Source organism: Mesorhizobium sp. KACC 23794, assembly GCF_052180275.1.
In the GTDB taxonomy this organism is placed as follows: Bacteria; Pseudomonadota; Alphaproteobacteria; order Rhizobiales; family Rhizobiaceae; genus Kumtagia.
In genome coordinates, this window is the sequence record NZ_CP197465.1 from 3,948,753 (window position 1) to 3,964,516 (window position 15,764).

Consider the following 15,764-nt stretch of genomic DNA (forward strand, 5'->3'; position numbering starts at 1 on the left):
GTTGTATCGCGATTCAGCACAGGTTGAACTGAACCGCGCCACGCCGGATTGCGGCCCACCATTGCGGTTCCTCGCCCATGACGACGCTCGACAACAACGACCTAGCACAACGGCGTCGCGAACGGCTGGCGTCGTTGCTGACGCGCGCCGAGCGCCAGGGTGCGCGCTGGCAGTTCTGGGTCACCTCCGGCACCTTGCTCGGCGTCGCCATCCTGTTCGTGGCGCTCGAGAAATGGGACGCTGCGTTCAGCTATTCGATCTCGACGCTGGTGTTCTTCTTCCTGATCAACCTGTTGAACTACGCGCTGATCCTGCGCGGCATGCGGCCGGTCTGGCTGGGTTTTGTGCTCGGCACGTTGAACATCGTCATCCTGACCGTCGTGGTGATCGCGCCGAACCCGTTCCACGACCAGGCGTTGCCGCACGCCATGACCTTGCGCGAGGCAGGCTTCAAATATTTGCTGATCTTCGTCTGCCTCGGCGCCCTGACACTGTCGCCGCGCCTCGCCGCATGGCTGGGCACGGCCGCTGCGATCTGCTGGGCGGCTGCGGTGCTGTGGGTCATCACCATCCCCGGCACTATCGTAGCGCCGACGCCGATGGAGGGCATCGGCGTCGGCGAGCGGCTGCGGCTCTACCTCAACCCGAACTATGTCGACGTGGTCGACCAGGCGACCAACATAGCGGTGATCCTGATCATTGCCGGCATCATCGCCTCCGTGGTGGCGCGCACCCGCCGCCTCGCCGAGGACTATACCAAGGCGGAGCGAGCGCGGTTCAATCTCGCCCGGCATTTCTCGCCCAACGTCGTCGACGCTCTGGCCTCGATCGACGAGCCGTTCGGCCCGGTCCGCCGCCAGGAAGTCGCCGTGCTCTTCGGCGACATCGTCGGCTTCACCAACTATGCGGAGGATCACAAGGCCGAAGAGGTCTTCAACATGCTGCGCCAGTTCCATGGCCGCATGGAGCAGGTCGTGTTCGACAACGGCGGTACCGTCGATAACTATATCGGCGACTGCATCATGGCGACCTTCGGGCTTCCGCGTCCTGCCGATGACGACGCGGTCCGCGCCTTGCACTGCGTCCGCGCCATGCGCGAGGCGCTGGACAGATGGAACGTCGAGCGCCGCGCCGGCGGCCTCGATCCCGTCGACGCCCGCATCGGCTGCCAGTATGGGCCGGTGGTGATCGGCGCGATCGGCAGCGAGCGCAACCTGTCTTTCGCCGTCATCGGCGACACCTGCAACGTCGCCAGCCGCCTGCAGACCATGTGCAGGGAACTCGGCGCCTCGGCCTGCATCGGCGACGCGCTGGTGAAGCGGGTACTGGCGGCCGGTGACACGGAAGCTGCCAGCGGCCTTACCGAGCAAGGACCGCTATCGGTGCGCGGCCGGGAGGGGCCGATCGGCATATGGACCCTGCCCGCGTGAATCTGCCGCCCGGCCCCGGCCTTCATCACGATTTACGCGTCGCGACTTCCGGCATAGTCTCGACGGAATGCCGATCCGGCACTTTGGGGAAAATCATGCGCGGAATGTTGCTCGTCTCGGTACTTGCCTGTGGCTTCGCCCTGCCCGCCTCCGCCCAGTCCATTGGCGGCACATATTCGGTCGAGGGCACCAATTTCGACGGTTCTCCTTACAAGGGCGAGGCCGAGATCAAATTGGCCGGCGATACGACCTGCGCGATCAAGTGGAGTACCGGCGGCTCGACATCGCAAGGCATCTGCATGCGCAACAAGGATGCGTTCGCCGCCTTCTATGCGCTCGGCAAATCCTACGGCCTGGTGGTCTACAAGGTCATGGCCGACGGCTCCATGCAGGGCCTATGGACGATCTATGGCCAGAACGGCGGCGGCACGGAAATCCTGACGCCCAAGTGACATCGCTCGCCCCGCAGGAGAGGCCAGGCACGGCGTGCCCGCTTTGCCAGTGCGCAAGCCGGACTGGACCAGCGCATTGATATTGCGGCCGCCACGCCGAGTGGGTAAGCCGGCAGTCACCGCAACCTGAACGGGCGCTCCTTGGCCCTCTCCCACAATCATACCGGCGCGCTTTTCATGATGGTGTCCATGGTCGGATTCACCATCAACGATACGCTCGTCAAGCTGGCCTCGACCGAGATGAACATCGGCCAGGTGATGCTGGTGCGCGGCTTCTTCGCCAGCATCCTGATCGCGGCGCTTGCCTGGCGCCAGGGCGCGCTCCGGTCGCCGCGGCGGCTGCTGCATCCCCTGGTGATCCTGCGCTCGGCCTGCGAACTCGGAGCGACCGTTTTCTTCCTCATCGCGCTGGCGCACCTGCCCCTCGGCAATATTTCCGCGATCCTCCAGGCACTGCCGCTGGTCGTCACCATGGGCGCGGCGCTGTTTCTCGCCGAACCCGTCGGCTGGCGGCGATGGCTGTCGATCGGCGCCGGTTTCGTCGGCGTCCTGATCATCATCCGTCCGGGCTTCGAGGGTTTCAGCATTTATTCCGTGGCCGCGCTGGGCAGCGTGCTTTGCGGCACGGTCCGCGATTTCGCGACAAGGGCCGTGCCGCCCGAGATACCCACGCCCCTCGTCTCGGTCATGACGGCGGTAATGGTCACCATTGCCGGCGCCGCGCTGACGCAGCCTCTCGGCGGCTGGACACCGATGAACGGCTGGGAGCTCGGCGCGATGATCGCGGCCGCCGGTCTTCTGATCGTCGGCTACCAGTTCATCATCCTTTCCATGCGCACCGGCGACATTTCCTTCATCGCGCCGTTCCGCTACACGGCGCTGCTGTGGGCGCTGCTGCTTGGCTATCTCGTTTTCGGCGACGTGCCGGACGCGGCAATGATCGTCGGCTCGGCGATCATCGTGGCGTCAGGCGTCTACATGCTCTATCGCGAACAGGTGGTCGGCAAACGCCTTCCAGTGGCGCGCAGCACGTCGCCGGGCATGACGCCCGAAGGGCTGTAAGGCTTGGCCTTGCCGGCGCGCGACATTCAGGTTACCGCGCGGTGATGACGACCGGTTCCGCCGACATTGCTGGCATCATCCTTTGCGGAGGCCGCTCCAGCCGGATGGGCGGCGGCGACAAGAGCCTGCGGCCGCTCGGCGGCTCGACCCTTCTTTCGAGGATCGTCGCGCGACTCGGCCCGATCCGGCCGCTGGCCATCAGCGCCAACGGCGATCCGGCCCGCTTCGCGGCTTTCGGCTTGCCCATCCTTCCCGATACCGTGCCGGGGTTCGCCGGCCCGCTGGCAGGCATCCTGACCGGCATGCAATGGGCTGCCGAGCAGGGCTGCGGCCGCCTGCTCACGATCGCCGGCGATACGCCGTTCTTCCCGACGGACCTCGCCGGCCGCCTGGTGGCGGCATCGGCTTCGTCGCCGGCAAGCATCGGCGTCGCCGCCAGCAACGGCCGTCGACACCCGGTCTTCGCGCTGTGGCCGACCGCGCTGCGGGACGATCTCCAGCGCTTCCTCGCCGAATCCGGAACCGGCAGGGTCAATACGTTCATCGACCTGCACGACCCCATCGATACGGCGTTCCCGCTTTTCGAGCGCGACGGCCAGACCTTCGATCCGTTCTTCAACGTCAACACGCCTGCGGACCTTGCGGAGGCAGTTCGGATCGCACAGATGGTCGAACCATGACGAAAAATGTCTTCGGCATCACCGGCTGGAAGAATTCCGGCAAGACCACGCTGACCGAGCGGCTGGTCACCGAGCTCACCCGGCGCGGCTGGAACGTGTCGACGGTCAAGCATGCCCACCACGCCTTCGACATAGATCATGAAGGCACCGACAGCTTTCGCCATCGCGCTGCCGGTGCAACGGAGGTCGCCATCGTTTCCGGCGTGCGCTGGGCGCTGATGCATGAGCTGCGCGACGCGGCCGAGCCCGTACTTGGGTCGATCCTGGAGCGGATGTCGCCTTGCGACCTCGTGCTGGTCGAGGGCTACAAGCGCGAAAACCACCGCAAGATCGAGGCCCGGCGTCTCGATGCCAGGAACACGGCGCCGCTCGCGCCGGACGATCCGAATATCGTCGGCATCGCCGCCGACCATCCGGCGGACGGCGGCGGACTGCCGGTGTTCGACCTCGACGATATCGGCGGCATTGCCGACTTCGTCGAGACGACGACCGGTCTTGCCCGCTCCTGACGCCGCGTCGCCGCTTTGGCGGCGGATACGACGGTTTTGCGATTGCTTTTTCAACGAAAACAGTGGGAATATTAACGAATGCGGGCGCGTGCACCGCGCTGCAAACGGCCCGGCCCCAATGGACGGGACCGGCCAATAACAGAGAGGAACGTTATGCGTATCACAAGACGTATCGCCTTCGCGATATCGGCGGCCGCGCTCGCGGCATCGCTCGGCGCTGCAAGCGCCCAGGAATTGACGCTCAAGATCGGCACCGAGGGCGCTTATCCGCCCTTTAACAACCTGACCGCCGACGGCAAGCTGGAAGGGTTCGACATCGACATCGCCAATGCCCTCTGCGAGGAGATGAAGGCGAAGTGCGAATTCGTCACCCAGGACTGGGATGGCATTATCCCGGCGCTGCAGGCCGGCAAGTTCGACGCCATCATCGCGTCCATGTCGATCACGCCGGAACGCGCCGAGAAGGTCGACTTCACCCACAAATATTACAACACGCCGCCGGCCATCGTCGCGCCGAAGGACACGAGCATCAAGGGCGTGACCAAGGAAGACCTCGCCGGGAAGACCATCGGCGTCGCCACCTCGACCACCCATTACAATTACTCCGAGAAGACCTACACGGACTCGACGATCAAGGGTTATCCGTCGAGCCAGGAGTTCCTCCTCGACCTCGCCAACGGCCGCCTGGACGCCGCCAACGACGATATCAGCGTGCTCGAAGGCTGGCTGAAGACGCCGGACGGCGCCTGCTGCAAGCTGGTCGGCGCGATCACGCCAGTTCCCGAGATCCATGGCCCCGGCGCCGGCATCGCGGTGCGCAAGGGCGAGACCGATCTGGTCAACAAGTTCAATGCCGCCATCGACGCCATCCGCGCCAACGGCAAATACAAGGCGATCAACGACAAGTACTTCACCTTCGACGTCTACGGCGGCGCTTCCTGATCATCATCCGGGCCGGCGGCGCCAGCCGCCGCCGGCACTTCCATCGTGAGAACGGGTGATGAAGGGAGTTTGCTGACCTCATGAAGAGCATCTGGACTCTGCTCAGTTGGGGCTCGGAAGGATGGCTCGACGAAATCGCCTATGGCGTCTTCATCACCGTTTCGCTGGCCTTGGCGACCTTGCCGCTCGGCTTTCTGGTCGGTTTCTTGGTTTCTTTGGCAAAACAGTCGAGCGAGCCTTCGCTTCGGCTTGCCGGCAACATTTACACGACGATCTTCCGCGGACTGCCGGAACTGGTGACGCTTTTCCTGGTCTATTACGGTGCCCAGATCGGCCTTCAGATGATGGTGCGCACGGTCGACCCCGGCGCGACCATTGATGTCAACAGCTTCATTTCCGGCATGGTGGCGCTCGGTGTCGTCTTCTCTGCCTATGTCAGCGAGGTCTTCCTTTCCGCCTTCAGAGCCATTCCGCATGGGCAATATGAAGGTGGCTATGCCATCGGACTGACCAGAGGCCAGACAATGCGCCTCGTCATCATGCCACAACTGATCCGCATCGCCCTGCCCGGTCTCGCCAATCTCTGGCTGATCCTGCTCAAGGAGACCGCTCTGGTGTCGGCGATCGGCCTCAACGACATATTGCGCTGGACAGGCGTCGCGGCGCGGGTCGAGCGCGAGCCCTTCCTTTTCTACAGCTTCGCCGCCTTGCTCTATCTCGCCCTGACGATCGTTTCGTCGTTCGGAATCAACAAGATCGAACGGGCCGTCGGCCAGCATGAGGCCGCACGATGACGATCGCCGGCGGCACAGCCATCGAACTTGCCCCGCCTCGCCTGCCACGCGGCTGGCCGCGGGATCGCATCATCGGCTACGCCCTTGTCGGCCTGTGGATATTGGCCGGCCTCGGTCTGGTCGGCTATCTGATCGGCTCGTGGAATGCGGCATGGTTCGAAAAATACATTCCGACCTATCTTTCCGGCCTGAAGGTGACACTCTCGCTTGTCGCCATATCGATCGTGCTCGGCGCCATCCTGTCGATACCCATCGCTTATGCCCGGATGTCGCGAAACAACAGTCTGTCCGCACTGGCCTACGGGTATGTCTATTTCTTCCGGGGCACGCCGCTGCTGGCTCAGACTTTCCTGATTTACTACGGCGTAGGTTCGTTCAAGCCGCAACTGGAGGCGGTGGGCCTCTGGTATTTCTTCCGCGAGGCCTGGTATTGCGCGATCCTCGCCTTCTCCCTGAACACTGCCGCCTATCAGGCTGAAATCCTTCGTGGTGCGATCAGAAGCGTCCCGCGCGGGCAATGGGAAGGTGCGGCCTCGCTCGGCCTGCACAATCTCCAGACGCTGTGGAAGATCGTCCTGCCGCAGGCCCTCATCGTGGCGCTTCGCCCCTATGGCAACGAGGTCATCCTCATGGTCAAGGGCTCGGCCGTGGTCGCCCTGATTACGGTAGCCGACCTCATGGGCGTGACCCGCCTCGCCTATTCGCGCAGCTTCGATTTCCAGGCCTATATCTGGGCCGCCATCGTCTATCTGGCTCTGGTCGAAACCCTGCGCAACGGTATTGACTGGATCGAGCGTGTCATTACACGACACCTGAAGCGCTGACCGCGCATAAGCATCGTCAATCCGGCATAGCGTTCGAGAAGGATCGCACCATGGCGTCTGTCGCATTCCTCGGTCTTGGCGTCATGGGCTACCCCATGGCCGGCCACCTCAAGAACAAGAGCGGTCACGACGTTACGGTCTACAACCGGACTGCCGCACGAGCCGAAAAATGGGTTGCCGAGCATGGCGGCAAATTTGCGAAAACCCCGCGCGAAGCCGCGGAAGGCAAGGATTTCGTCTTCTCCTGCGTCGGCAATGACGACGATCTGCGCGCGGTGACGACCGGTGCCGACGGTGCGTTCCAGGCGATGAAGAAGGGCGCGGTGTTCATCGACAACACCACGGCCTCCGCCGAGGTGGCGCGCGAACTCGCCGAGAAGGCGTCTGCCGGTGGTTTCGCCTTCCTCGACGCGCCGGTTTCGGGCGGCCAGGCAGGCGCGGAAAACGGCGTGCTGACCGTCATGGTCGGCGGCGAGCAGGCAGATTTCGACCGGGCCAAGCCGGTGATCGACGCCTACGCCAGGATGGTCGGCCTGATGGGATCGTCCGGCGCCGGGCAATTGACCAAGATGATCAACCAGATATGCATTGCCGGGCTGGTGCAGGGGCTGGCCGAGGGGTTGCATTTCGGCAGGCAGGCCGGGCTCGACATCGAGAAGGTGGTCGAGGTGATCTCCAAGGGCGCGGCCGGCTCGTGGCAGATGGAGAACCGCCACAAGACCATGAACGCCGGCAAATACGATTTCGGCTTCGCCGTCGACTGGATGCGCAAGGATCTCGGCATCTGCCTGGAGGAGGCCGACCGCAATGGCGCGAAGCTGCCGGTCACCGCGCTCGTCGACCAATTCTACAAGGAAATCCAAGGGATGGGCGGCAAGCGCTGGGACACCTCGTCGCTGCTGGCGCGGCTGGAAAAATGAAGACCGTTCGCGCTCTTGTGTTGACCACCGCCAAGCGGATCCAACTTCGCCTTCTCAGTCGGCGAGTGCGCGCCGAAATCTTCGTCTACAGGTGCAGGGATCTAGGCTATGGCATGGGAGAAGCCATGCTGTTGCTCATGCGCTACTACCAGATCGACGGCCGGAACGCCAAGACCATCTCGTTCCTTAGCCCCGCATGGGGCGAAGAAATGGTGAAGGAAACCAGCGCGCTGCATGAAGATCTTTGTAATTGGGCTGAGACCGAGGCTCAACGGCCAGGCTCCGGGATTACGATCAATTGAAGGAACCCACGCCAGAGTGGTCAGCGTCCGAGATCATCGCGCATTTGCGCGTGCTCGGTTCGGAAGAAAACCGAAAGGGCATGCTGCGTTACGGAATCAGGATCGATCGGGCGCTGGGGATTTCCCACGGCGTGCAAAGGGACATCGCCAAGCGCATAAAACGCAACCACGAGCGCGCCTTCGCGCTTTGGGACAGCGGCATCGTCGAGGCGCAGTTCATCGCCTCGGTGACCGCCGATCCGAAACGATTTACCGCAGACAATGCAAGGGCTTGGGCGGCGCCTTCGATTCCTGGGACATCGTCGACGGCGTGTCCGACCTGTTCGCCGACACAGACTGCTGGCGGCAGCTGATCGCGGAATTCGCGGAGGACGAACGGGAGTTCGTACGCCGTACGGCATTCGCCATGATGTGCTGGGCGACGGTCCACCGCAAGAAGGAGCCGGACGCGACTTTTGCAGACTACCTGCCTCTGATAGAACGGCATTCGACGGACAGCCGAAACTTCGTCAGGAAGGCCGTGAACTGGGCATTGCGGACCATCGGCAAGCGCTCGATTGTGCTGCACGGTCAGGCACTTGCACTCGCCGAAAAGCTCGCGGCATCCCCGGACAAGACGGCCCGCTGGATCGGCAAGGACGCGGTGCGCGAACTGACTGCGGACAAGACGATCGCGCGGATCAACGCCCGGACGAAGCCTGCCGTTTGACCGAACTCCCAACGGCGTGCCTGCTGACATTGCGGCCGCTCGTTCCGCTGGTCATGCCTTTACGATTAAAGGGTTAGGCCCCACCGGCGGCGTGGCGGACTTTGCGTGAAGTCCGGAAGATCGCTTGTTCTCAACAGCTTCGGAGGAATGTCAGTTGCTGAAGCCGCCGGTGCGCTTCACGGCCGGCCCGAAAAGTGCGGTTTGCACTGCTCTTCGCGCCCTTTGGACTTGAATCCGGAGCAAACGGCATGCGTTCCGATGACCCTCATACGCCGCCAAAGGGGACCTGCCTGATAACCCGCCGTTTCGGTTGACCCCGATGCCTCCTGCCGCTCTAATCGGCCCGCATTCGAGTACGGCGATGAGCAGTTCTTTTAAATTGACGATGGCAATGATCGTCGCGCTGTGGACCGGCGTGGCGTCGGCGGCGACGCAGCCGCTCAGAATCGGCTGGCAGGAGTTGCGGCCCAGCCCACCGGCGGGCGGAGCAACGGCTGACGCCGGCGCCGAGGGCAACCGGGCGGGCGAGGCGCTGTCCGCCGGGCTGGAAGGCCAGGCGGTCGAGCTTGCAGGGTATCTGCTGCCGGTCGATCGCGAGGGCGACCTCGTCTACGAATTCCTGCTTGTGCCATGGCCGGCGCCTGCAGCCACATGGCGCCGCCGCCGCCCAACCAGATCGTCCATGTGTTTCCCGAAAAACCCTATCGGGCAAGCGCCGTCTATGAGCCGGTCGAAATATCCGGCACGATGCGGCTCGAACTGGAAAAGACGCAGTTGTTCATCCTGGACGGCGTGGTGGTCGTAGAGTCCGGCTATCGCATTGGCCGAGCCCAGGTGGCGAAGACCGACGGCGCCGCCCTTCCTCCAGTCCGGCAATCGAATCCCTGGCGGTCCATCACCGAATGAAATCGGGCTGGCTATTGGCAGGCCGGCTTCAAGCCGCGTTGGAGCCCGATTCCTTGTCCAGCTGCATGTAGTCCAGCGGCAGTTCGGTTGTGTATTTGATCTGCTCCATCGCAAAGGACGACGACACGTCGCGGATCTCGATCTTGGCGATCAGCCGCTTGTAGAAGGCATCGTAGGCACCGATGTCCGGCACGACGACGCGCAGCAGGTAGTCGATGTCGCCGCTCATCCGGTAGAACTCGATGACCTCCGGGAATTCCTGGATGACTTCGGAAAACCGCCGGAGCCATTCGTGGCTGTGCGAATTGGTGCGGATCGACACGAAGACGGTGACCCGGGCGTTGATCTTTTCCGGATCGAGGATGGCGACACGACGGCGGATGACGCCCTCTTCCTCCAGCTTCTGGATGCGCCGCCAGCACGGCGTCGTCGACAGGCCCACCTTCTTGGCGATATCGGCGACGGCAAGTGTCGCGTCCTCCTGCAACAGGCGAAGGATTTTCCGGTCTAGGCGGTCCATGTCAGGCTCCGGGAGAAAAATATTCCCGTGAACTTAACATTACGGGAACGCCGTACAAGCAAGATTTTCACCGACGACGCGGTTTCCGGAGCATGCACTTGCGCGGAAGTCAGGCAAGACGGCCGGCGATTTCCGTCTTCAGGCGCGGCAGCAAATCCGTTTCGAACCAGGGGTTTTTCCGGATCCAGCCGGTGTTTCTCCAGGAAGGGTGCGGCAGCGGAATAATCTTCGGCCCGCTCGATCCCTCGAGAATGCCGCGCCAGTCCATCACTGTGTCGGTCAGCGACCGCCCTCGCCCGCCAATATGCCAGGCTTGCGCGTACAGCCCGATGGCCACGACGAGTTCGACCTGCGGCATCAGCGCCATAAGGGGCGCCCGCCAGGCCGGCGCGCATTCGCGGCGCGGCGGCAGGTCGCTGCCGTTGGAGTCCTGGCCTGGGAAGCAGAAGCCCATCCCAGCGATGGCGATCCTTTCCGCGTCGTAGAAAATCTCGCCGGACACGCCCAGCCAGTCGCGCAGCCGGTCGCCGGATGCATCCGAGAAGGGTTTTCCGCTGAGGTGGACCTTGGTGCCCGGCGCCTGGCCGGCGATGAGAATCTTCGCAGTCGCGGACGGCACCACCACCGGGCGCGGTTCGTGCGGCAGCGGCCGCCCGATCGGTCTCTCGACGCAGATGCGGCAGGCGCGGATGCGCGCTGCAAGCCGTCCAAGCTCGGTGGCGCGATCAGGCTGAAGCACTCGGCCTCGCCCTCAGCGCCTGGTGCCAGCGCAGCACCGCGCCGCAATCCTCGGGGATGGCGATGCGCGCCGGCTTCATGAAATCCAGCGCGATCAGGCCGGTGATGTCGGCGATACTGAAAGCGTCGCCGGCGGCGAATTCGTGTGTGGCGAGATGCTCGTCGAGGATGCGCATGAAGTCTACGGCGCGCGACCGGTTTGCCTCACCCCATTCCGGCACCTGCGGCACCTCCCATTCCTTCATCGCCGGATGCGTGTGGCGAAAGGCCTGGGCCACGGCATTGAACAGGTTGAATTCGATCCGCCGCTGCCACATCTCGACCACCGCCTTGCCGAGCGCGCCGCGCCCGAACAAAGCCGGCTCCGGATGCAGTTCCTCGAAATAGCGGCAGATCGCAACCGATTCGGTCAGCACGGTGCCGTCGTCGAGTTCCAGCACCGGCAGGCGCTGCAGCGGGTTTTTCGCCGTGACCTCCGCGCCCTTGTGGTCCATCGCGCCCATGTCGACGGGGACCAGCGGCACCTCGATGCCCTTTTCGGCGAGGAAGATGCGTACCCGGCGCGGGTTCGGCGCGCGGCCGCCGTCGAAGAGTTTCATGCTTGTGTCCCTGGTTCCTCCGCGGGATTGGATAAGGGGTGGAAGGTCGGGTCAAGCGTTGTTTTCCGAACCAGGGAGTCTGGACCATCAGGCGGGCAGCGCCTGTCCGACCCGCCTGCCTGCCGTCAAGCTCCCGGCGCCGGTTCCGGCGCCAGCCCTTCGGGACGCCGGCCATGGAAGAACGCCTTGAAGAACACGCGCTCCGACGTGGAGCCGATCGCCCGGGCAATCAGCGCGGTAGCCAGCACGGCGAAGACAAGGCGGGCCGCAAAGACGGAGGTGAGATCGGCGCCAAGTGCTACGACGAGCAAAGTGTCCTCGATGATCGAATGGGCGAAACCCATGAAGACGCAAGCCAGGAAGACCTGGCGCGGTTCGACCGCCGTCGAGCGCGCCTCGCGGATGAGCAGCCCGCCGCCATAGGAGATGCCGAGGAACAGGCCGACCGCCGCGAACGGCACTGTGCTGGAGCGGATGCCGGCAAGCCAGAACAAGGGGGCAATGCCCTTGTTCAGCCAGCCCATGATGCCGGATATCTTCAAAATCTCCATCGTCCAGCTCAGCGCCAGCAGGACGACCAGCATGGCGACGAGGCTGTTCACCAGCCCGATGGCGAAATCGAGCCAGCCGGCGCTCTGGCTCATCGGCATCCAGGCCGGCTCCAGCGGCGCCGACAGCCAGCCGGTGGCGGCAAAGACCTGGTGCAGGATCGCCGCGAAGAGCAGCCCGCCGGCGATGCGGACCGCGGCGGTGATCATGAAGCCGGGGCCGGCCTTCTGGATGATGCGCTGTTCGATGGGAATGGCATGAGCGACCAGCAGGAGCGCCGAAAAGACCGTCATGTCGGCGACGGTCAGCATCGAGACGGGCACGAGCGTGAAAAGCGTCACCACCGCGCCCCAGAGCCCGACCAGCAATCCCATCAGCAAGGCGAAGGCGAGTTCCGGCGGCAGACCGTAGAGTTGCATGAGCGGCTCCAGCAGCGGGGAGAGCGCGCGGATCACGCCGAACTCCACCAGCGCCTGGGTGAGCAGCGTGATCGGAACGATGATGCGGACCAGTTCCCAATAGATTCCAAGCGTTTCGCGGGTTTTTCGATACATCAGCGCCGTTACTGTCATGGCCTTATCTCCAGGGCTTCCGACAATGGCTTAGCGCGATCGCGTCCGCATTCGGCGTCAAAATCTTGCGGTTCCGTGCAATAATATTGCATATTGTCGCACTAAAAATGCGGAGGCGCGGATGGACCGGATCGACAGAAAACTTCTCGATCTCCTGCAGGAGGATGCCTCGCGAACCAATGCCGAATTGGCCGAGACGGTCGGGCTTTCACTTCAAGCTGCCTGCGCCGCATCCAGCGGCTGAAAGCAGCGGGCACCATCGACCGCGTCGTTGCGATCCTCGATCCCGCCAAGGCGGGCAAGGGGCTGAAGGCGATCGTCACGGTCGAGCTGGAACGCCATGGCGAACAACCGACGCGGCAGTTTCTCGACCTCGCGGCCCGGGAACAGGCGGTGGTGCAGGCCTACAGCGTCTCCGGCCAGACCGACGTGGTCCTGATGCTGCGCCTGAGCGACATGGCGGAGCTCGACGCGCTGTGCGAGCGCCTGTTCAACGACCGCACCAACATCGCGCGCTACTACACGATGTTCGTCATCCGGACCGGAAAGGAAACGACGGCAATTCCGCTCTCGGCTCAGGCCGGCTGATGCTCGCGTCGTGGGCGGACTATCTATCGCAATGGCTGCGGTCATCAGCGCTGGCTGGAGATCGGCTAGGGGCAGCGGAGCTGGTTGCCTCCACTTGACGCAAATCATGCTACCCGCATTGATCTTGACCCTCCATGCCGCTGCTCGGAGGGCTTCAGCCCAACCCGAAAATCATGCGCAGCCAGGTCGACAGCCCGTTGAGCCGGCCGTGGTCGTCCTCGGCCATGCTGCCATGAGTGTCGCGCCATTGGCGCGGGCGGTCGAATTCGCCGGCCCACAAGCCCTTGCCGGCCTTTCGGGCGGATGTCTCCTCGGCCTCGTAGCCGCCGAAGGCGACGGCCCAGCCCTCCTCCACCAGCGACCGGTTGAGATCGGTGGGGCCGGCGGTGCAGTCGCCGAGCAGGCGGCCGTAGCGGTCGCGCTGCCAGCCCGAACAGGCGACGGGTTTTGCGCCGATCAGCTGGCGCAAGGCTTTGCGCGCCTCGCGGCCGCAAGCGTATTTCGCGCCGCCGCGCAGACAGGTCTGCGCATATTCCGGCGCGTCGATACCGCGCAGCCTGATCCTTTCGCCGGCGATGGTGAGGGTGTCGCCGTCGTTGACGACCGCCGCGCCCGCCATGCGCAAGGTCGCGGCCCGGTCGAGCCTTACGGCCAGCAGCGCCAGCAGGCCAAGGATGACGACGGCGAGGAAGAGATCGAACGCCCGGCGCAGGAAGCCGCGCGGCCGGGCCGGCGGACGCGCCCGTGCGGGCGGCGCGCGCCACATCCGGCTCATATGGCAAACAGTCTCTTAATCATTCCCGACTAACTTGGGCGACTAGGAAAATCCAGCGCGCGAAACCCGAACCGGAATGCCGTCGCAGCACACCAACACGGCAGACAAGATCATTGTGGACCGCCGCAAACCGCATCGCAACAGCGACGTGGCGAGAGCCGTCCGCAGGATACGCGATCGGCTGGCCCAGCAGCCGGGCAATATCGGCTTCGACCGCGAACTCCTGAAGCTGCATGCCAGCTCGACCCTGTCCGGCGCCGTCGCGGTGCCGCTGCTGGTGCTGATCATCGCCATCGGCGGCATGCTGGCCGGCATGAACCTGTCGATCGCGATCTGGGCTCTGATCACGGTGGCTTGCTACGCCGTGCTGGCGTTTGTGGCGAAGCGCGTCGACCGCCGGCCGACCGACGACATCGACGTCGGCTGGACGAAGCGCGCCTTCCTGGCCGGCCATTTCGTCTCAGGGCTGGGCTGGGCCTATCTGGCGGCGCTGCAATGCGACCAGTGCAGCGCCGCGCAGTTCCCGGTGGTGAAAGCCGTGCTGCTTCTGCTGGCGGTCGCGGCGTCCGCGCTGATCGCGGCGTCGCTGCGTGGCGCGCTGGTCGCCACCTTCGCGCTGCCGGTGCTGCTCTACGCGGCCGTCGGCGCAAAACTGACGCAGCCGGTCGAGGCCCTGATGGCTGGCTTGCTGGTGCTGGCGCTGCCGTTCTTCTCGTATATTTCGGGCCACATCTACCGGTCGTCGCTGATGCTGCTCTCCTTCCGCACCGAGAAGGACGCGCTGATCGCCGAGCTGGAGACGGCGAAGGCGATGTCGGACGAGGCGCGCCACCGCGCCGAAGAAGCCAACCTCGCCAAATCGCGCTTCCTCGCCTCCATGAGCCATGAGCTGCGCACGCCGCTCAACGCCATCCTCGGTTTCTCCGAGGTGATGGGCAGCGAGGTGTTGGGGCCGATGAACAATGTCACCTACAAGGACTATGCCCACGACATCCATTCGTCGGGCCAGCACCTCTTGACGCTGATCAACGAGATCCTCGACCTGTCGCGCATCGAGGCCGGCCGCTACCAGCTCAACGAGGAGGCGCTGTCGCTGGCGCTGGTGGTCGAGGACTGCTGCCACATGATGACGCTGAGGGCGCGCGGCAAGGACATCCGCATCGTCGAGGAGTTCGAAAAATCGATGCCGCGGCTGTTTGCCGACGAGCGCGCGGTGCGGCAGATCACGTTGAACCTGCTCTCCAACGCGGTGAAATTCACCTCGACCGGCGGCGAGATCCGCGTGCGGGTCGGCTGGACGGCGGGCGGTGGGCAATATCTGTCGGTGAAGGACAACGGCCCCGGCATCGCCGAGGACGAGATTCCCGTCGTGCTCTCGGCCTTCGGCCAGGGCTCGATCGCCATCAAGAGCGCCGAACAGGGAACCGGCCTCGGCCTGCCGATCGTGCAGGGACTGACGCAACTGCATGGCGGCAGCTTCGACATCCGCTCAAAACTGCGCGAAGGCACCGAGGTGGTCGTCGTGTTCCCTGCGTCGCGCGTGATGGAGGCTCTGCCCGCCATGCCGACGCAAGGCGCCGCGGCTGCCGGGCGGCGGCGGTAGCGGATTTGCCCCATTGCTGGCCGCACAGGCCCCTGACAAGCATGCTGAAATTTCCGTGCCGATGCTCTAGATTTGTCGTGGACCGAAGAATCGGAGTGCCGACCATGCGACTGCTCGTGCCGACCTCAGCGATGCTGGCGCTGGTCCTGCTGTCGGCCTGCCAGAGCGCGCCGCCGTCGGGAAAGCGGTTCGAGCCGGAATGCACGCCGCGCCGCTATGATGCCGGCTTCTGCGACCTGCCGTCCAATTTTCATCTGTGGACGACGCTGCTGACCGGGCAGGTGCAGTAG

17 protein-coding genes and 3 pseudogenes are annotated in these 15,764 nt (G+C 64.3%); 15 read left to right on the forward strand and 5 right to left on the reverse strand.

The window, feature by feature from the left end:
* The first annotated feature begins 77 nt into the window (after positions 1 to 77).
* The 12 genes and pseudogenes from ACSBOB_RS19330 (at position 78) to ACSBOB_RS19385 (ending at position 9,530) form a co-directional block, all read left to right on the forward strand.
* A complete protein-coding gene (locus ACSBOB_RS19330; RefSeq protein ID WP_442577714.1) occupies positions 78 to 1,430 on the forward strand; it encodes an adenylate/guanylate cyclase domain-containing protein in 1,353 nt (450 codons plus the stop codon).
* 95 nt (positions 1,431 to 1,525) lie between these two features.
* Positions 1,526 to 1,882 (forward strand): hypothetical protein, encoded by a 357-nt coding sequence (locus tag ACSBOB_RS19335; protein ID WP_442577715.1) that lies wholly within the window; start codon positions 1,526 to 1,528, stop codon positions 1,880 to 1,882.
* A gap of 141 nt (positions 1,883 to 2,023) precedes the next feature.
* Positions 2,024 to 2,944 (forward strand): DMT family transporter, encoded by a 921-nt coding sequence (locus ACSBOB_RS19340; RefSeq protein ID WP_442577716.1) that lies wholly within the window; start codon positions 2,024 to 2,026, stop codon positions 2,942 to 2,944.
* A gap of 44 nt (positions 2,945 to 2,988) precedes the next feature.
* Positions 2,989 to 3,624, forward strand: coding sequence for a molybdenum cofactor guanylyltransferase MobA (gene mobA / locus ACSBOB_RS19345; protein WP_442577717.1), 636 nt, complete (start codon positions 2,989 to 2,991; stop codon positions 3,622 to 3,624).
* The gene (gene mobB, locus ACSBOB_RS19350; RefSeq protein WP_442577718.1) at positions 3,621 to 4,133 is read left to right on the forward strand and encodes a molybdopterin-guanine dinucleotide biosynthesis protein B; all 513 of its coding nucleotides are present in this window, start codon (positions 3,621 to 3,623) and stop codon (positions 4,131 to 4,133) included. The genes mobA and mobB overlap by 4 nt, the downstream gene beginning before the upstream one ends.
* A 153-nt stretch (positions 4,134 to 4,286) precedes the next feature.
* Positions 4,287 to 5,075 (forward strand): ABC transporter substrate-binding protein, encoded by a 789-nt coding sequence (locus tag ACSBOB_RS19355; protein WP_442577719.1) that lies wholly within the window; start codon positions 4,287 to 4,289, stop codon positions 5,073 to 5,075.
* A gap of 80 nt (positions 5,076 to 5,155) precedes the next feature.
* The gene (locus ACSBOB_RS19360) at positions 5,156 to 5,869 is read left to right on the forward strand and encodes an ABC transporter permease (RefSeq protein ID WP_442577720.1); all 714 of its coding nucleotides are present in this window, start codon (positions 5,156 to 5,158) and stop codon (positions 5,867 to 5,869) included.
* Entirely contained in the window at positions 5,866 to 6,693 is an 828-nt protein-coding gene (locus ACSBOB_RS19365; protein ID WP_442577721.1) for an ABC transporter permease, read from the forward strand. The genes ACSBOB_RS19360 and ACSBOB_RS19365 overlap by 4 nt, the downstream gene beginning before the upstream one ends.
* A gap of 50 nt (positions 6,694 to 6,743) precedes the next feature.
* Positions 6,744 to 7,613 (forward strand): NAD(P)-dependent oxidoreductase, encoded by an 870-nt coding sequence (locus ACSBOB_RS19370; protein WP_442577722.1) that lies wholly within the window; start codon positions 6,744 to 6,746, stop codon positions 7,611 to 7,613.
* Positions 7,610 to 7,915 carry a hypothetical protein gene (locus ACSBOB_RS19375; protein WP_442577723.1) on the forward strand — a complete coding sequence of 102 codons (306 nt, stop codon included), beginning with the start codon at positions 7,610 to 7,612 and terminating at the stop codon, positions 7,913 to 7,915. Before ACSBOB_RS19370 ends, ACSBOB_RS19375 begins: the two co-directional genes overlap by 4 nt.
* Positions 7,916 to 7,995: 80 nt before the next feature.
* A pseudogene (locus tag ACSBOB_RS19380) lies at positions 7,996 to 8,624 on the forward strand (DNA alkylation repair protein).
* Between the two features lie 391 nt (positions 8,625 to 9,015).
* Positions 9,016 to 9,530 (forward strand): annotated as a pseudogene (locus tag ACSBOB_RS19385) (DUF3299 domain-containing protein).
* Between the two features lie 28 nt (positions 9,531 to 9,558).
* Here ACSBOB_RS19385 and ACSBOB_RS19390 read toward each other — a convergent pair.
* The 4 genes from ACSBOB_RS19390 to ACSBOB_RS19405 all read right to left on the reverse strand — a co-directional run bounded on the left by ACSBOB_RS19390 (position 9,559) and on the right by ACSBOB_RS19405 (position 12,508).
* Positions 9,559 to 10,050 carry an Lrp/AsnC family transcriptional regulator gene (locus ACSBOB_RS19390; RefSeq protein WP_442577724.1) on the reverse strand — a complete coding sequence of 164 codons (492 nt, stop codon included), beginning with the start codon at positions 10,048 to 10,050 and terminating at the stop codon, positions 9,559 to 9,561.
* A 109-nt stretch (positions 10,051 to 10,159) separates the two neighbouring features.
* Positions 10,160 to 10,789: a uracil-DNA glycosylase family protein gene (locus ACSBOB_RS19395; RefSeq protein ID WP_442577725.1), complete on the reverse strand. Its 630-nt coding sequence runs from the start codon at positions 10,787 to 10,789 to the stop codon at positions 10,160 to 10,162.
* On the reverse strand, positions 10,776 to 11,387 hold the full coding sequence (locus ACSBOB_RS19400) for a glutathione S-transferase (protein ID WP_442577726.1): 612 nt from the start codon (positions 11,385 to 11,387) through the stop codon (positions 10,776 to 10,778). Before ACSBOB_RS19400 ends, ACSBOB_RS19395 begins: the two co-directional genes overlap by 14 nt.
* 125 nt (positions 11,388 to 11,512) lie before the next feature.
* Complete coding sequence (locus ACSBOB_RS19405; RefSeq protein WP_442577727.1) at positions 11,513 to 12,508, reverse strand: nucleoside recognition domain-containing protein; 996 nt, start codon at positions 12,506 to 12,508, stop codon at positions 11,513 to 11,515.
* Between the two features lie 121 nt (positions 12,509 to 12,629).
* Here ACSBOB_RS19405 and ACSBOB_RS19410 point away from each other — a divergent pair.
* Positions 12,630 to 13,096 (forward strand): annotated as a pseudogene (locus ACSBOB_RS19410) (Lrp/AsnC family transcriptional regulator).
* Between the two features lie 154 nt (positions 13,097 to 13,250).
* On the opposite strand, the gene ACSBOB_RS19415 reads toward ACSBOB_RS19410, so the two are convergent.
* Entirely contained in the window at positions 13,251 to 13,871 is a 621-nt protein-coding gene (locus ACSBOB_RS19415; RefSeq protein WP_442577728.1) for a thermonuclease family protein, read from the reverse strand.
* A gap of 76 nt (positions 13,872 to 13,947) precedes the next feature.
* On the opposite strand from ACSBOB_RS19415, the gene ACSBOB_RS19420 reads away from it, so the two are divergent.
* Together ACSBOB_RS19420 and ACSBOB_RS19425 are read left to right on the forward strand one after the other, a co-directional pair.
* Complete coding sequence (locus tag ACSBOB_RS19420) at positions 13,948 to 15,474, forward strand: sensor histidine kinase (protein WP_442577729.1); 1,527 nt, start codon at positions 13,948 to 13,950, stop codon at positions 15,472 to 15,474.
* A 104-nt stretch (positions 15,475 to 15,578) separates the two neighbouring features.
* Positions 15,579 to 15,764 (forward strand): hypothetical protein, encoded by a 186-nt coding sequence (locus ACSBOB_RS19425; protein WP_442577730.1) that lies wholly within the window; start codon positions 15,579 to 15,581, stop codon positions 15,762 to 15,764.

Bases quoted from the DNA above. Each gene is read 5' to 3' on its own strand.
- ACSBOB_RS19330 (WP_442577714.1), top strand. From the start codon at position 78: ATGACGACGCTCGACAACAACGACCTAGCACAACGGCGTCGCGAACGG.
- ACSBOB_RS19335 (WP_442577715.1), top strand. From the start codon at position 1,526: ATGCGCGGAATGTTGCTCGTCTCGGTACTTGCCTGTGGCTTCGCCCTG.
- mobA (WP_442577717.1), top strand. From the start codon at position 2,989: ATGACGACCGGTTCCGCCGACATTGCTGGCATCATCCTTTGCGGAGGC.
- mobB (WP_442577718.1), top strand. From the start codon at position 3,621: ATGACGAAAAATGTCTTCGGCATCACCGGCTGGAAGAATTCCGGCAAG.
- ACSBOB_RS19355 (WP_442577719.1), top strand. From the start codon at position 4,287: ATGCGTATCACAAGACGTATCGCCTTCGCGATATCGGCGGCCGCGCTC.
- ACSBOB_RS19360 (WP_442577720.1), top strand. From the start codon at position 5,156: ATGAAGAGCATCTGGACTCTGCTCAGTTGGGGCTCGGAAGGATGGCTC.
- ACSBOB_RS19365 (WP_442577721.1), top strand. From the start codon at position 5,866: ATGACGATCGCCGGCGGCACAGCCATCGAACTTGCCCCGCCTCGCCTG.
- ACSBOB_RS19370 (WP_442577722.1), top strand. From the start codon at position 6,744: ATGGCGTCTGTCGCATTCCTCGGTCTTGGCGTCATGGGCTACCCCATG.
- ACSBOB_RS19375 (WP_442577723.1), top strand. From the start codon at position 7,610: ATGAAGACCGTTCGCGCTCTTGTGTTGACCACCGCCAAGCGGATCCAA.
- ACSBOB_RS19390 (WP_442577724.1), bottom strand. From the start codon at position 10,050: ATGGACCGCCTAGACCGGAAAATCCTTCGCCTGTTGCAGGAGGACGCG.
- ACSBOB_RS19400 (WP_442577726.1), bottom strand. From the start codon at position 11,387: ATGAAACTCTTCGACGGCGGCCGCGCGCCGAACCCGCGCCGGGTACGC.
- ACSBOB_RS19405 (WP_442577727.1), bottom strand. From the start codon at position 12,508: ATGACAGTAACGGCGCTGATGTATCGAAAAACCCGCGAAACGCTTGGA.
- ACSBOB_RS19415 (WP_442577728.1), bottom strand. From the start codon at position 13,871: ATGAGCCGGATGTGGCGCGCGCCGCCCGCACGGGCGCGTCCGCCGGCC.
- ACSBOB_RS19420 (WP_442577729.1), top strand. From the start codon at position 13,948: ATGCCGTCGCAGCACACCAACACGGCAGACAAGATCATTGTGGACCGC.
- ACSBOB_RS19425 (WP_442577730.1), top strand. From the start codon at position 15,579: ATGCGACTGCTCGTGCCGACCTCAGCGATGCTGGCGCTGGTCCTGCTG.